Source organism: Acinetobacter sp. CAU_H_56 (genome assembly GCF_058599425.1).
In genome coordinates, this window is record NZ_CM178654.1 from 1426227 (window position 1) to 1441476 (window position 15250).

A 15250-nucleotide genomic window follows, 5' to 3' on the forward strand; every position below is an offset into this window, starting at 1 on the left:
GAACACTGAAACGTATTAGAAGATTTTAAGGAAAAATTATGGCGGTCATTGATGTAGGTGGATCAGTTCGTGAAGGTGAGGAACTGGATGTACAGGCCATCACAGATTGGTTAAATCAACAAGGAGTAAATGTAGAAGGTCCTTTAGAGCTTACTCAATATTCCGGTGGAGCTTCAAACTGGACTTATCGTTTGCAATATGCCAATGCCGATTTAATTTTACGTCGCCCGCCTCAAGGCACCAAAGCCAAATCTGCGCATGACATGGCACGTGAATATCATGTACAAAAAGCCTTGGCTGAACATTATCCAGTCGTACCTGAAATGGTGGCGCTCTGTCAGGATGAATCAGTCATTGGCTGTGACTTCTATGTGATGAAACGCATTGAAGGTATTATTCCACGCGCCAAATTACCGCCTGAACTGCAGCTGACTAAATCAGACATCCAGACTCTATGTATTAATGTGATTGATAAGCTGATCGAACTACACCAAGTTCCTTACACCGGTACAGAACTGGAAAAACTGGGCAAGGGTGAAGGTTATTGCCGTCGTCAGGTCGAAGGTTGGGATGCGCGTTATGAAAAAGCCAAAACATTAAATGTTCCATCTTTTAAATATGTACGTAACTGGCTGAAAGATAATATTCCATTTGATTCTAAAACCTGTGTCATTCACAATGACTGGCGTTTTGATAATGTCATCCTTGATCCACAAAATCCAACTGAAGTTATTGGGGTGCTGGACTGGGAAATGGCCACCTTGGGTGATCCGCTGATGGACTTGGGTTCTGCTTTGGCTTATTGGGTAGAAGATACGGACAATGCCATTTTTAAAGCAACACGTCGCCAGCCGACCAATTTAAAAGGTATGTTTACCCGTAAAGAAGTGGTGGATTACTATCTGGATAAAACCGGTCTGCAACCGGAAAACTGGACATTTTATGAAGTGTTTGGGATTTTCCGTCTCTCGGTAATTGCCCAGCAGATCTATTACCGTTATTACCATAAACAAACCAATAATCTGGCCTTTAAGGATTTTTGGGTAGTGATTCATGCCTTGCATATTCGTGCCTTAAAATTGATTGGTCTACAAAAGCTGGAAGCCAATGACATTGCACAAAAATATATCCTGAAATTTAAAGAGTTAATGCCAAAATGACCACCATTTACTTGATCCGGCATGGGCAGGCATCTTTCGGGGCAGCCAGTTATGATCAGCTTTCGCCAAATGGAGAATTACAGGCAAAACTGCTCGGTCGTTATTTTGATGAAATTCTGAAAGAAGCACCGTATGTAGTGGCTGGTTCTATGCAACGTCATCAACAAACGGCGCAGTTATCTCTAGATGAATGTTTTCCTGAAAGCGAGATTTTGACCGATAGTGCCTGGAATGAGTTTAATCATCAGCAGGTCTTTGCCCGCTATGAACCGCGTTTTAATCAGCCAGAACTGCTTAAGCAGGATGTCTCAGAACATGCCAATCCACGGGATTATCTGAGCAAAATCTTTAGTGGAGCGATTGCTCGCTGGACCTGTGATGATTATCACCATGAATATGATGAATCCTGGCCCAATTTTAAAAGCCGTGTAGAAACCGGTTTGCAAAATTTATGCGACCAGCTTGCGCAAACTAAACCGCGCTATGCAATCGTGTATACCTCGGGCGGTGTCATTTCTGTCGCGGTAGGTAAAATTCTAGGTCTGAGTCCAGAGAAAACTTTCGCTTTAAACTGGGCAATCACCAATACCAGTATTACTACATTGCGTCTGGTCGGAAATGAACCCCAGCTACTCAGCTTGAACGAACATCATTTTATTAAAGCACAGCGTCCAGACCTGCTAACCTGGATTTAAAAATTATTGAAGATAAAACACCTTAGAAAAAATAAAGGGATAGGGTAAAAATATGGCTAAAACGATTTTAATTACTGGTGCAAGTTCAGGGATTGGTGCCGGTATGGCACGTGAATTTGCAAAAAAAGGTTATAACCTGGCGATTTGTGCACGTCGTCTGGAACGTCTGGAAACTTTGAAGCAGGAACTTGAAAGCCAACATGATATTAAAGTCATTGCCAAAACACTGGATGTGACCAATTATGATCAGGTTTTTGAAGTTTTCCGTGCCTTTAAAGAAAACTTTGGCACCATTGACCGGATTATTGTCAATGCCGGTGTAGGTGAAGGCCGCCGGATTGGTAAAGGAAACTTTGCGATCAATAAAGCTACTGTTGAAACTAACTTTATTTCTGCATTGGCACAATGTGAAGCTGCAGTAGAAATTTTCCGTGCACAAAACTCCGGTCATCTGGTGATGATTTCATCGATGAGTGCAATGCGTGGTATGCCAAAACACTTGACCGCTTACGGCGCAAGTAAGGCTGGAGTTGCACATCTGGCTGAAGGCATTCGTGCTGAACTGATTGATACACCGATCAAAGTTACGACCATTTTCCCAGGCTATATTCGTACTGAAATTAATGAAGGCGCGAAAAAATTACCATTTGAAGTGGATGAGAAAACGGGTTCACGTTTATTGGCAGAAGAAATTGAAAAAGCGCCAGTCAAAGCTTATGTGCCGAAATGGCCTTGGTTGCCACTTGGTTTAGCCATGAAAATATTGCCGCTAAAATTAGTCAATAAATTAGGTTAAAACCTCAATTTAAAAAGCTCCATTCGGGGCTTTTTTACTTTTTAGTATTCAAAATTTTGGATAAAAGTAGGTAGGATAATTCTGGTATCGGATTTAAAAACGTTATAAATTACTAAGATAATTAGTTAAATCTCTAAAAGTCATTAACACTTTGATGATGATTAAATTTTTAAGAAAAGAATTTTTAGACGATAAATTTTATAGAAAATATCTCCTTATTTTTCTGCTTTATTCTTGATCTTAAAAAAATTACTAAAACTGCCCAAAACTTGGACATACTCGCTGCGAAAGTGGAAAGATAACTTCTCTTTTTTATAAATTCCTTTAATGTACAACTGTTCAGAAATTAAAGGTTGTCCATATGTCTACATCTTCGGATATGACTGACCAACAGCGAATCTCTAAGGTCAGAAATATCGTTACACAGGCCGGGGAAGAAATACGTACCCGTTATCCTATACTCAAACATCAGAATTTCATTGGTGCGAGTATTTTAGGTTTTGCCTGGACGGGGATGATCGCATGCGCATTGGCATATGGATACGGTTATCTTTCTGCGTGGTTCACCATTCCATTGATTGCAATTTTTGCTTCACTGACACATGAATTGGAACATGACCTGATTCATTATATGTATTTCAAAAAAACGCCTTGGGCACATCATTTGATGTTGGCTTTAGTGTGGCTGGCTCGTCCAAATACGATTAGTCCATGGGCACGCCGACGCATGCATTTGCATCACCATAAATATTCAGGTACTGAATATGATCTGGAAGAACGTGGCATCAGTAATGGTATGCCATGGGGGATTCGCCGCATACTAGTGATTAGTGACCAGCTCATGTCGGTCTATTTACGCCCATTTCAGATGTTTAAGATGATTCATCTTTTTATGGAAAAACAGCCTGAAAAAGAACGTAAAGTTGCTATGATTTCTCAGCTATTAGGCTTCTTACCATTAAGTATGATTTATTATGGCTTGTGCTATTTATTTGTAGTTTTTCATGTAGGCAATGCCGTTGCACCAATCTTTGGTTATGAAATGCTTTGGTCGGAAAGTATCATCAAAGCTATGCCGCTCGTGAATTTCTTGGCAGTAATTTGGATCATTCCGAATTTTATCCGTTCTTTTAGCCTGCAATTCGTTAGCTCCAATATGCATTATTATGGTGATATTGATCCACGCGATGTCATCAAGCAAACTCAGGTATTGAATCCATGGTGGATGGTGCCATTCCAGTTATTTTGCTGTAATTTCGGTTCAACTCATGCGATCCATCATTTTGTGGTCAAAGAACCCTTTTATATACGTCAGTTGACCTCTAAAACAGCGCATAAAGTCATGAAAGAAGTGGGTGTACGCTTTAATGATATTGGGACGTTCAAGCGCATGAACCGCTGGAATGATCATAAAGTTTGATAGATCAGTTACATTAAAAAATCCCGCTAAATGGCGGGTTTTTTTAATTTTTTAATCTACTCGTTAAGTAAAAATTTTAGACATAAAGATTAAAAAGTCGCGTACGGACAAAATTCTAAGTTACGTGAATATTCATTAAAAATGACTGCTGAGGTATTACTCGTAATCCATAAATTGCAGTAAAATTAATCATATCTTTATATAAATTAGTCCATTATGTTGCTCAAAGCTGCCACTATCGCCTTAATTCCCGCGCTCATAATTCAGGGTAATCGTGTCAAAAAAAATACGATAAAACTTCCAGAACCAGAAGGTGCACGTGAAGGTCAAACAGGAATAGGTAAAAAACTTTCATTACTGATTGTAGGTGATTCAGCAGCAGCAGGCGTCGGCGTAGATCATCAGGATGATGCCTTACTCGGCGCAATTCTGCATGAGTTAAGAAATGACTTTGAAATTGAATGGAAGTTACAGGCAAAAACGGGCGATACCACCTCAACGGTCATTCGTACTTTAGACCAGATTGAAGCTAAATCCTATGATGTGGTCGTGACTTCAGTTGGCGTGAATGATGTGACCAAACTCATGCCTGCCGATGTCTGGATCAAGAAGCAGGAACAGTTTTATGGCAAAATCCAGCAAAAGTTTAATCCAAAACTGGTCATTGCAGCCGGTGTTCCTCCAATGAATATGTTCCCGGCTTTACCGAATCCTTTGGCCTGGTTATTTGGTCAATATGCCAAACACATGAACCAGCAGCTGGAAAAATTTGTGAATAAGCAGATCAACATGCAGTGGATTGAATACGATATTGAAAAATATCGTGCCATGAATTTACAAATGGCCAAAGACGGTTTTCATCCAAGTAAGGAAGTTTATACACTTTGGGGACAAGAAGTTGCTAGCAAGATCCGTCAGGCATTCTAAAATAACTGAAATACCTGAATCTGGAACAGTTTATGTCGGATATTGAAACCCATCCATTACCGCCATTTTTACCGCCCAATGCCAAATTACTGATGTTGGGCAGTTTTCCGCCACCCGCAACGCGCTGGAAAATGAACTTTTATTATCCGAATTACCAAAATGATATGTGGCGGATATTTGGATTAATTTTCTTTAAAAATAAAGATTACTTTTTGGACTTACCCAATAAAAAATTTCAGGAACATCTAATCCGAGAGTTTTTAACGGAAACGGGAATCGCGATTTTTGACAGTGCTTATCAGATCCGACGCCTGAAGGGAAATGCTTCCGATAAATTTCTGGAAATTGTAGTGCCAACCAATTTGCAGGATCTATTGGGGAAAATGCCAGACTGCAACCATATTATGACCACAGGCGACAAGGCTACAGATACCCTGATGCTATCGATGCCTGAAGGTACGTTGAAACCCAGTATAGGCGAGCCTACCCAGGCACATTTTCTTGGCCGTGACCTATATCTATACCGGATGCCGTCTTCATCCCGGGCTTATCCTTTGGCTCTGGATAAGAAAGCAGACAGTTACCGGATGATGTTCGAGCATGTCGGTCTAATTTGAGTTATGAATAAATATAAATTTTAAGTATATTTATGAAATAAACTTACTTTTAGAAATTGTTTAGATATTTTCTATCGGCATATTAGGATATTCGACCCAGCGATAATCCTTAACTTTAATATCCCGAACATGATGAAAGCTGGACCAGATCAGTTTGCTACCTTTACTCCATTTTAATGTAGAGATACGAGATTCAACTTTCTCAATCTCTTCCGCTGTTGCAGGACGTAAAGAGCCAATCTCTGCATATAAACGTACACCGGGATAATGCTTAAATTTTCCCTTGAACATGGAACTTAACCAGAACAGTTTGCTGCTATTCACAGCCTGAATGCAGGCAAGCGGTTGATGCTGTAAATTTTCAGAGAAGGTAGTGGAGTAGGTATCAAAAAAGAAACCTGTACTAGACTGCTGATCCAGAAAGACAGTTCCGATCGGAGTAATACTAGGAAAGCCTTGGGGATTGACGGTTGCGATCGAACAATGCATTGCTGCACGCTGCGCATCTGCAACAACTTGACGGATATTTTGCCATTCAGAAGGGGAAATCATGATGTTTTCTCTTTATTATTTTAATCAAGCTTAATCTGTATGTCTAAAATAGGCATTGCCATAAAAATATTCAGGCAAGGGCAATTTAACCAATTAAATATATTAGGTAAATTCTCTGTAAACAAAAAAGAGCCGATATGGCTCTTTTAAAATTTAAAAATGGCAAAATGAATTAACCATCATATTCCACATAATCCCACAGGTTTAAGCGCGCTTTAATTTCTTTGCGGATATTCGGCAACATCGGGAGTAATGTCCCGTCAATCCATAAACTTAAAGCTTGTGCAGAAATCAGTTGCTGTTGTTCATCGACCAGTTGCGCGCCTTTAACCATCACCAGTGTTTCTTCAGAAGCTTCGGTTTCAACACCTTTGAATAGCACCTGTAATTCATAACCGGTATCCTGAATCAGCCATTCCAGTTCGACTTGGATATTCTGATTAGATTTAAGTACGACCTGACCTTCGACCAAGTCCGAATCAGACAGGCAGTCATGTTCAACCCGTACTTTGGCTAGAAACCATTCTTGTTGGGACAGATCCTGCAAGGTCTTAACAGGGGTAAGAATATCACTGAGTTTAAACTGACGGCTTAAATCAAAAAATTGCATGGGAGTGGAAAGCGAAAATTCGCAAAATACTGGAAAAGTGTAATTTTAGAGCAATCAACGGAATAGGTAAAACCTTTGTCAGCATTGATCTGATTAATGTATAAGAAATAAGCTGAAAAATATAAGTAGAACAACCTGCTTTATAGATTTAGTCAATTTTATATTGTTCAGCTTATCACCAATAAAGATCTAAAATATCCAGAGCCAACTATCAATTAAGGAAAAATCACATTAAATGTAATTTGATTGCAATTTATCTGTCATTACATTAACCATTCTCCTGGGAATTTTGTCGCCAGATTCATCATATAACGCTGGAATTGTGTTGTTTCAGGATCATGATTATGCTGAATGACTGAACTATCTTTTTGGTGTTCCAGCCAAATGATCTCACCCTCTTTATTTAACTTAAGCTGATAAGCCATTCTGGGTAAATATTGGTTTAAGGATTTGGTAATTTCGTCTTGGAGCTGATCTGATTCAATCACCAGACCGACTTCAGTGTTTAAATAGGCAGAGCGTGGATCAAAGTTAAAGGAACCAATAAATACCATACCATCCAGATCAAAGAATTTGGCATGTAGACTGGAACTGTTCTTATTTTTAGCCGGAATAATATTACCGGTCATAATTTCATACCAGGTCCGTTTTGGCCGTTCAATATAAGGTTTGAATTCCCATAGTTCGATTCCATTTTTGAGGAGCTGTTTACGGTATTGCTGATAATAGGCATGTACTAAAGCTACATCATTCGCTTGGAAAGAATTGGTTAAAATTCTGATTTTGACACCCTGTTGGGCACGTTTACTTAAATAATCCGCACCTTCCTGAGTAGGAATGAAATAAGAAGAAACCAGTTCCAGATGATCTTTGGGTTCACCCATAAGTTCCAGCATATGGGTATAAATATAATCGCCATTCTGGGCGCTACGACGGACCTTGGAAGGGGCATCGGCAACAAAATAGGCATTTCCCCATTTGATCGGGCGCTTTCTCAGCTGTTCATCAATCTGCTGTTCCGCAATACCGACTCGGCGTTTCAGCTCATTCTTATCGACTTCATCTTCTTTAAATTCGGTTCTCAACCGTTTTAAAAGTTGTGGATTGCCTGAATCATTCAGAACTTGTCGGATATCATAGCTTAGATCATCGTTCCAGAATTTGATAAAGGTCTGATTCGCATCGTGGGCTGGTTTCCCGGCAAAGAAAATATCGACATCGCTAAACTGAAAATCCTCACTGGCATCAAAATATTCACTACTGATATTCCGACCACCCGTGACCGCTGCCGTACCATCCGCAATAATCAGTTTGTTATGCATGCGCGGATTAACATATTTCATACGGAATCCGTAATCTAGGGCACGCAATTGACGGAATTTATAAGGATTAAATAGTCGGACTTCGAAATTAGGATGCTGGGCTAAGGCCAGCAGCTTATCATCCAGTTTAGTTCCGTTCTGGTCATCAATTTGAACTCGAACCTTCACGCCACGGTCTGCGGCTTTTAATAATTGGGAGAGGATCATATTGCCAATATAGTCATCTTTCCAGATGTAATATTGTAGGTCGAGATGGTATTTGGCCTGATTGATCAGATATAACCGTGCCGCCATACTCATAAAACCGTCATATAAAGGCAGATAAGCCGTTTTACCTTCCTGAATCTGTGGCAGTTGTTCCTCTTTAATCCAGTGGGCCGATTGTACTTGAGTAATAGCTTCTTCTTTTGCTGTATTGGGAGCTAATTCACAGCCAGAAATAGTCAGGCTAAAAACAAAAATACTTAAACATGTAATTGACGAGGGCTTAGTCATTGATGTTCCATTAGTTATAGGGGTTTTATTCCTCAACTAGTGATGTTAATGGTTGAATCTCCGAATAGAAAGAGGTTACTGTTAACCATCTGTAAATCAGTAATAAAAGGATCGTTTTACATGAAATCACGTGCAGCGGTTGCATTTGGCCCAGGTCAGCCATTAGAAATTGTGGAAGTAGATGTTGCTCCACCAAAAGCAGGTGAAGTACTGGTAAAAATTAGCCATACTGGCGTATGTCATACCGATGCATTTACCTTGTCTGGTGATGATCCGGAAGGCGTATTTCCAGCCATTTTAGGCCATGAAGGCGCGGGTGTGGTCGTTGAGGTAGGTGAAGGTGTGACGAGTCTGAAACCGGGTGATCATGTGATCCCACTTTACACAGCAGAATGTGGTGAATGTCTGTTCTGTAAATCGGGTAAGACCAACCTGTGTGTAGCGGTTCGTGCGACTCAGGGTAAAGGTGTAATGCCAGATGGAACTACCCGTTTTTCTTATAATGGCCAGCCGATTTATCATTATATGGGCTGTTCAACGTTCTCTGAATATACAGTCGTTGCAGAAGTTTCTCTAGCGAAAATTAACCCTGAAGCTAACCATGAGCAAGTGTGTTTATTGGGCTGTGGCGTGACTACAGGTATTGGTGCAGTACATAACACTGCTAAAGTACAGGAAGGCGATAGCGTCGCTGTATTTGGCTTAGGCGGTATTGGTCTTGCAGTTGTACAAGGTGCTCGTCAGGCTAAAGCCGGCCGTATTATTGCCGTGGATACCAATCCGGATAAATTCGAACTAGCTAAACAGTTTGGTGCTACTGATTTTGTGAATCCGAAAGACTATGACAAGCCAATTCAGCAAGTGATTGTGGAAATGACCGGTTGGGGCGTAGACCACTCTTTTGAATGTATTGGTAATGTCGACGTAATGCGTTCAGCACTGGAATGTGCACACCGCGGCTGGGGTCAGTCTGTGATTATTGGCGTAGCAGGTGCAGGTAAAGAAATCTCGACTCGTCCATTCCAGCTAGTCACAGGCCGTAAATGGATGGGTACAGCATTTGGTGGTGTTAAAGGCCGTTCTCAATTACCGGGCATGGTTGAACAGGCCATGAAAGGCGAAATTCAACTAGAACCATTTGTGACACATACGATGCCATTAGAACAGATCAATGAAGCCTTTGATCTGATGCATGAAGGCAAGTCAATCCGTAGCGTGATTCATTTTGATTAAAATGATTTAGCGATTTAGACTTTAAAAAGGCCGGTGTTAACCGACCTTTTTATTTTAATAATTAAGATATATCAGATACATTTGCCTATCAAAGCACCACAGAGCTTAACCTAAAAAACACAAGGCTTCTAAGGTCATTACATGCCAGATGCTTATAGTGAATAGAAGCGTATCGATAGACGCGATTAAAACCATGTTTAAGAATCATTTTAAAGAATAAGGATAAGCTCTATGTCGAATGATAGATTTGATCGTATTAAAAATTCTCCTAAAGATGTCCGTGATGATTTAAATGCCGATCCAATTAGCGGCGAGCCAGGTGCACATCCTATTGGCACAGGCGTAGGTGCTGCCGGTGGCGCAGCTGCAGGTGCAGCGGTCGGTGCAGCAGGCGGTCCGGTCGGTGCAGCAGTAGGCGGTGTTGTTGGGGCAGTGGTCGGTGGTCTCGCAGGTAAAGGCGTAGGCGAAGCTGTGAACCCGACTGAAGAAGCAGCTTTCTGGCGAGATAATGCCGTTGAAACCCCTTATTATTCAGATGCCCGTACCACGTATAGCGATTTAGATTACGATCGTGACTATGATGCGGCCTATCGTGTCGGTTATGAAAACCGTGGAGCATATGATGCCAATACCCGTTTTGAAGATGTAGAAAGCGATCTGAAAGTAAAATGGGAACAGGCAAAAGGCCAGTCACGTCTGAACTGGGAACAGGCAAAATTTGCAGTACGTGATGCATGGAATCGCGTAACCCGTTAATTGCAAATGCCAAAACCAAGATCTAATATGCTCTTGGTTTTAAGGAAATGGGCAAAGTCTGCTGACCGTCACGACTTTGTCCATTATTAATATCTGAAAGGTTAGAATTCTAGGGCGATAAGTAAAAGTATAAATACTGATAAATATTTTTTTATATTTACTACTTGTCAAAACTGGATAGAGCGCGTATTTTAATTTCAGATTCACATTTTTATGAAAGACATAAACATGTTAAAGCAACCTATCATTTCAAACGCTTATTTTTATTTCTGGCAGTTTAGATAATTGCCTGAACGCGTTTGGGCAATGAAAAGGTTGCCCACCAGTTAATACCTGATCGGCAACCCTGATCAGGTTTTTTTATGCATGTGATTTAACAATTCTTTGGAGACAGCCATGACAAACTTTAACTATTCATACTTTAGCAACTTTTATTGGTCTTACTTTAGCCAGCTAATGACGCTTTCGACATCTTCGATTAGACCCATAACGCTCAAATAAAAGTTTGGACTGATTGCCAGTCCCAGGATTTAAAGTCATGAATATTGCACATACATCACAACAACATCAAACAGAAACCATTTTAGCTTTGCCACAGCAGCTTAAGCAGCAATTGCCACTGTCTCCGCAATTGGTTGCACAAGTCGCTGAGCAGCGTCAAATTATTCAAAATATTTTAGAGGGTAAAGATCACCGTTTAATGGTGATTACTGGACCATGTTCCATTCATGATGAAGCTTCCGCACTGGAATATGCAGAAAAATTAAAACAGCTTCAGGAACAGGTCTCAGATCAAATTTTCCTGGTTATGCGGGCTTATATTGAAAAACCACGGACTACTGTCGGCTGGAAAGGCTTCCTGTATGACCCAGAACTCAATGGCTCATCCAATATGCAATTGGGTCTGGAAAAATCTCGTACACTGTACCTAAAACTGATTGGCATGGGCCTGCCGATTGCCTCGGAGATCTTAAGTCCAATGGCAACGGCGTATTTCGATGATCTATTGGCTTGGGGTGCGATTGGCGCGCGTACCAGTGAATCACAAATTCACCGTGAAATTTCCAGTCATATGCCGTACAGCATCGGTTTCAAAAATGGGACAGATGGTTCGATTCAGATTGCTCTTGATGCCATTCAATCAGCTTCCAACCCACATCAGTTCATGGGTATGAGCCAATCGGGTTTGCCATGTATCCTGAGCTCAAAAGGGAATCCAAAAGCACATTTGATCCTGCGCGGTTCAAATAGTGGTCCGAACTACCAGTTGTCTGAAATTGAAAAAATTAAAGCAAAACACTCAACCGATTTTCCGGCACTGGTTATTGATTGCAGTCATGGCAATAGTTCAAAAAACCCAATGCTACAACCTAAAGTGCTGGAGCAGATCGTCGCTGAACGTTTGCACAGCAATGTACGTGGTGTAATGCTCGAAAGTCATCTTGTGGATGGCAATCAGAAAATCTCTGAAGATATGGTTTACGGCCAGTCAGTGACTGATGGATGTCTGGGCTGGACAAAAACCGAGCAATTATTGTTAAATATGGCTGATTCACTGCGATGCGAAAGTTTAAAGCGTAGCGCTTAAACTGACGGCCTTGTCTTTCCTCAATTCGTTGGGGAAAGAAATTATGACCGGATATGGTTGTTCAGAAGTATTTTTCTAAATGCTGAAAGCAACATATTCGATCTTTTTAAAATTAAAATAATGAGTGTTAAAAGTTTTTAAATATTGAATAAGAAAAAATTAATTTAAAAAAATAAACAATAACAATAATTTATTAGAGGTCAGCCTGATACTGTTTTTAAACAGCGGATGAGTAATGATCCCGGGAAGCTTGCTATGTATACAACTGAATTACTCGATGAAGCACGTAAATTTATGCACCATATGCTGACCAAAGTCGTGGAATATGGTGGTTCCGATCTTTTTATTACAGCTGATTTCCCGCCCAGTATCAAACAGCAAGGGTTAATGAAACCATTTGGTCAGCAGAAGCTGACCGCCGATAAGACCCGTTTGTTTGCTTATGCCTTGATGAACGAGCGACAGATTCAGGAATTTGAATCGGTGATGGAATGCAATTTTAGTATTAGCATCCCGAATGTGTCTCGTTTCCGGGTTAATGTCTTCCAGCAACAGCATAATGTGGGCATGGTGATTCGGGTCATTACGACCGATATTCCAAGCTTTGAGCAGTTAGGCTTACCGGATTCATTGCGACAGGTCATTATGCAGAAACGTGGTCTGGTATTGGTAGTCGGTGCAACGGGTGTCGGAAAATCAACTACGTTGGCAGCCATGATTGATTACCGTAATACGCATACTGAGGGGCATATTATTACGATTGAAGATCCGGTGGAATATGTCTATCAGCATAAAAAATCGATGATCACCCAGCGCGAAATTGGTGTGGATTGTGTTTCCTGGCACAATGCACTGATTAATACCATGCGGCAGGCACCTGACGTCATCGTGATTGGCGAAATCAGGGATACAGACAGTATGGAGCATGCAATTGCCTTTGCTGAATCTGGCCATTTATGTCTTGCCACACTCCATTCTAATAATGCCGATCAGGCACTGGACCGGATTATTAACTTCTTCCCAGAAGAACGCCGTAATCAGTTACTGCTAGATTTATCAGCTAATATCAAAGCCGTGATTTCTCAGCGGCTAATTCGCACTGAAGATGGTAAAGGTCGTCGGGCTGCGGTAGAAATTCTGCAAAATACCCCTTTAGTTTCTGACCTGATTCGTAAAGGTGAATTCCATGAACTTAAAACGATTATGGCTCGTTCGCGGGAACTGGGCATGCAAACCTTTGATCAGGCATTATTTGATTTATATAACCAAGACATTATTTCTTATGAAGAAGCCTTGCGTAATGCAGACTCCAGTAATGAATTACGTTTACAAATCAAATTAAAGAGTAGTCGTATCAATCCTGTTTTACAGGTAGAAAATGCCCAGATTTCACTTCTGGAACAGTCCAGATCGCGTGCACTTTCACCTGACTAATCTTTGCTTTTTAATAAACAGACTGCCATTCAGCTCAATAGAACTGAGTCATAAATCTTCTTTAATGGTGGCTTTTAAGCAAGGCAGCTTTCAGTCACCTATCTAGATATTCAATTCTATCCTTCCTTGCCTGACGAATTTAATTTAACCTTGTCTGCATTTATATCCTGAATATGATCTTTTTCATCGTAATATTCTTTTAAAATGAAGTAGTTTTTAAAATGCAAATTTTGCCTAGTTAATTGATATTTTGTTAAACTTCATCACATAATATTCCAAAAATATTTTCTTTATAAATCAAATCTATTTGAGGCTTTAAAAAAAACGCTGCACAATAAAAATCAAATGATATTGGCATGAATCAAGCATTTAAATTCATGTAATTGTGTATTTCCAGGGGAAGAGAATGTTCACGGCAGAACTGTTGGACGAAGCAAAAAAATTCATGCATCACATGCTGACCAAAGTAGTGGAATATGGGGGCTCAGACTTATTTATTACCGCAGATTTTCCACCGAGTATTAAACATCAGGGCTTAATGAAGCCCTTTGGACAACAAATTCTTACTGCTGAAAAAACCAAACTGTTTGCTTATAGCTTGATGAATGATAAACAGCGTCAAGAGTTTGAAGCTGAACTGGAATGTAACTTCGCGATTACTGTACCGGGTGTATCGCGCTTCCGGGTAAATGTTTTTGTACAACAGCTTCAGGTCGGGATGGTAATCCGGACCATTACGGCAGAAATTCCAAATTTCCAGAAACTGAAATTACCAGAATCATTGAAACACGTGATTATGGAAAAACGCGGTCTGGTACTGGTTGTGGGAGGAACAGGTTCAGGTAAATCGACCTCTTTGGCAGCGATGATCGACTACCGCAATGAAAATTCTGCAGGGCATATCATTACCGTGGAAGATCCGGTGGAATATGTGCATAAACACAAGAAATCTATGATTACTCACCGTGAAGTTGGGGTCGATTGTCATTCCTGGCACAATGCGCTGAAAAATACCTTACGTCAGGCTCCTGATGTGATTCTGATCGGTGAGATTCGCGATACCGAAACCATGGAACACGCAATTGCCTTTGCTGAAACCGGACATTTATGTCTGGGCACACTGCATTCCAATAATGCTAACCAGACTTTGGATCGGATTATTAACTTCTTCCCGGAAGAACGCCGTAATCAGTTATTAATGGATTTATCTTCTAATATGAAGGCAATTATTTCCCAGCGCCTGATTCGTACTCAGGATGGGAAAGGCCGACGTGCTGCGATTGAAATCATGTTAAATACACCTTTGATTTCTGATCTGATTTTAAAAGGTGAGTTTCATGAGCTGAAAGCCATCATGGGCAAATCTCGTGAACTGGGCATGCAGACTTTCGATCAGGCCTTATTTGACCTGTATAATGAGGGTGCGATTTCTTATGAGGAAGCATTGCGTAACGCCGATTCGACTAATGAATTACGTTTACAAATCAAGCTGAAAAGCAACCGCCAAGATAATCCTGCTGCCGGAGAAGCAACACAATTCACGATGATGCAAGAGCCGAAAGCTGAAGAGAAAGAACAGGAAAATACTTCAGCATCTGAATAAGTACATCTTCGCGTCAGAATTAAAACAGGCAGTTCATCTGCC

Annotated in this window: 14 protein-coding genes; 11 read left to right on the plus strand and 3 right to left on the minus strand. The window is 40.6% G+C overall.

The window, feature by feature from the left end; translation table 11 throughout:
- Positions 1-38 precede the first annotated feature (38 nt).
- The 6 genes from AC4MCC_RS06980 (at position 39) to AC4MCC_RS07005 (ending at position 5615) form a co-directional block, all read left to right on the plus strand.
- Positions 39-1160 carry a phosphotransferase family protein gene (locus tag AC4MCC_RS06980; RefSeq protein WP_491885800.1) on the plus strand — a complete coding sequence of 374 codons (1122 nt, stop codon included), beginning with the start codon at positions 39-41 and terminating at the stop codon, positions 1158-1160.
- Positions 1157-1855 carry a histidine phosphatase family protein gene (locus AC4MCC_RS06985; protein WP_034702771.1) on the plus strand — a complete coding sequence of 233 codons (699 nt, stop codon included), beginning with the start codon at positions 1157-1159 and terminating at the stop codon, positions 1853-1855. Before AC4MCC_RS06980 ends, AC4MCC_RS06985 begins: the two co-directional genes overlap by 4 nt.
- 52 nt (positions 1856-1907) lie before the next feature.
- Entirely contained in the window at positions 1908-2651 is a 744-nt protein-coding gene (locus AC4MCC_RS06990; RefSeq protein WP_491885801.1) for an SDR family oxidoreductase, read from the plus strand.
- Positions 2652-3012: 361 nt separating this feature from the next.
- Complete coding sequence (locus AC4MCC_RS06995; protein ID WP_491885802.1) at positions 3013-4071, plus strand: fatty acid desaturase; 1059 nt, start codon at positions 3013-3015, stop codon at positions 4069-4071.
- Positions 4072-4287: 216 nt separating this feature from the next.
- Entirely contained in the window at positions 4288-4998 is a 711-nt protein-coding gene (locus tag AC4MCC_RS07000) for an SGNH/GDSL hydrolase family protein (RefSeq protein WP_491885803.1), read from the plus strand.
- A 32-nt stretch (positions 4999-5030) separates the two neighbouring features.
- Positions 5031-5615 (plus strand): uracil-DNA glycosylase family protein, encoded by a 585-nt coding sequence (locus AC4MCC_RS07005; RefSeq protein WP_313484042.1) that lies wholly within the window; start codon positions 5031-5033, stop codon positions 5613-5615.
- Between the two features lie 60 nt (positions 5616-5675).
- Here AC4MCC_RS07005 and AC4MCC_RS07010 read toward each other — a convergent pair whose 3' ends face one another.
- The 3 genes from AC4MCC_RS07010 to AC4MCC_RS07020 form a co-directional block, all read right to left on the minus strand.
- Positions 5676-6167: a pyridoxamine 5'-phosphate oxidase family protein gene (locus AC4MCC_RS07010; RefSeq protein WP_491885804.1), complete on the minus strand. Its 492-nt coding sequence runs from the start codon at positions 6165-6167 to the stop codon at positions 5676-5678.
- A 172-nt stretch (positions 6168-6339) separates the two neighbouring features.
- Positions 6340-6777 carry a hypothetical protein gene (locus AC4MCC_RS07015; RefSeq protein ID WP_214002254.1) on the minus strand — a complete coding sequence of 146 codons (438 nt, stop codon included), beginning with the start codon at positions 6775-6777 and terminating at the stop codon, positions 6340-6342.
- A gap of 263 nt (positions 6778-7040) precedes the next feature.
- Positions 7041-8594, minus strand: a complete 1554-nt coding sequence (locus AC4MCC_RS07020; RefSeq protein WP_491885805.1) for a phospholipase D family protein — start codon at positions 8592-8594, stop codon at positions 7041-7043.
- A gap of 120 nt (positions 8595-8714) precedes the next feature.
- On the opposite strand from AC4MCC_RS07020, the gene AC4MCC_RS07025 reads away from it, so the two are divergent.
- The 5 genes from AC4MCC_RS07025 to AC4MCC_RS07045 all read left to right on the plus strand — a co-directional run bounded on the left by AC4MCC_RS07025 (position 8715) and on the right by AC4MCC_RS07045 (position 15208).
- Positions 8715-9827: an S-(hydroxymethyl)glutathione dehydrogenase/class III alcohol dehydrogenase gene (locus AC4MCC_RS07025; protein WP_166138145.1), complete on the plus strand. Its 1113-nt coding sequence runs from the start codon at positions 8715-8717 to the stop codon at positions 9825-9827.
- 231 nt (positions 9828-10058) lie between these two features.
- Positions 10059-10583 carry a hypothetical protein gene (locus tag AC4MCC_RS07030; protein WP_159122907.1) on the plus strand — a complete coding sequence of 175 codons (525 nt, stop codon included), beginning with the start codon at positions 10059-10061 and terminating at the stop codon, positions 10581-10583.
- Positions 10584-11121: 538 nt separating this feature from the next.
- Positions 11122-12171: a 3-deoxy-7-phosphoheptulonate synthase gene (locus AC4MCC_RS07035; protein WP_491885806.1), complete on the plus strand. Its 1050-nt coding sequence runs from the start codon at positions 11122-11124 to the stop codon at positions 12169-12171.
- 255 nt (positions 12172-12426) lie between these two features.
- Positions 12427-13605 carry a PilT/PilU family type 4a pilus ATPase gene (locus tag AC4MCC_RS07040; RefSeq protein WP_491885807.1) on the plus strand — a complete coding sequence of 393 codons (1179 nt, stop codon included), beginning with the start codon at positions 12427-12429 and terminating at the stop codon, positions 13603-13605.
- A gap of 406 nt (positions 13606-14011) precedes the next feature.
- Positions 14012-15208: a PilT/PilU family type 4a pilus ATPase gene (locus AC4MCC_RS07045; RefSeq protein ID WP_125278619.1), complete on the plus strand. Its 1197-nt coding sequence runs from the start codon at positions 14012-14014 to the stop codon at positions 15206-15208.
- Positions 15209-15250 lie beyond the last annotated feature (42 nt).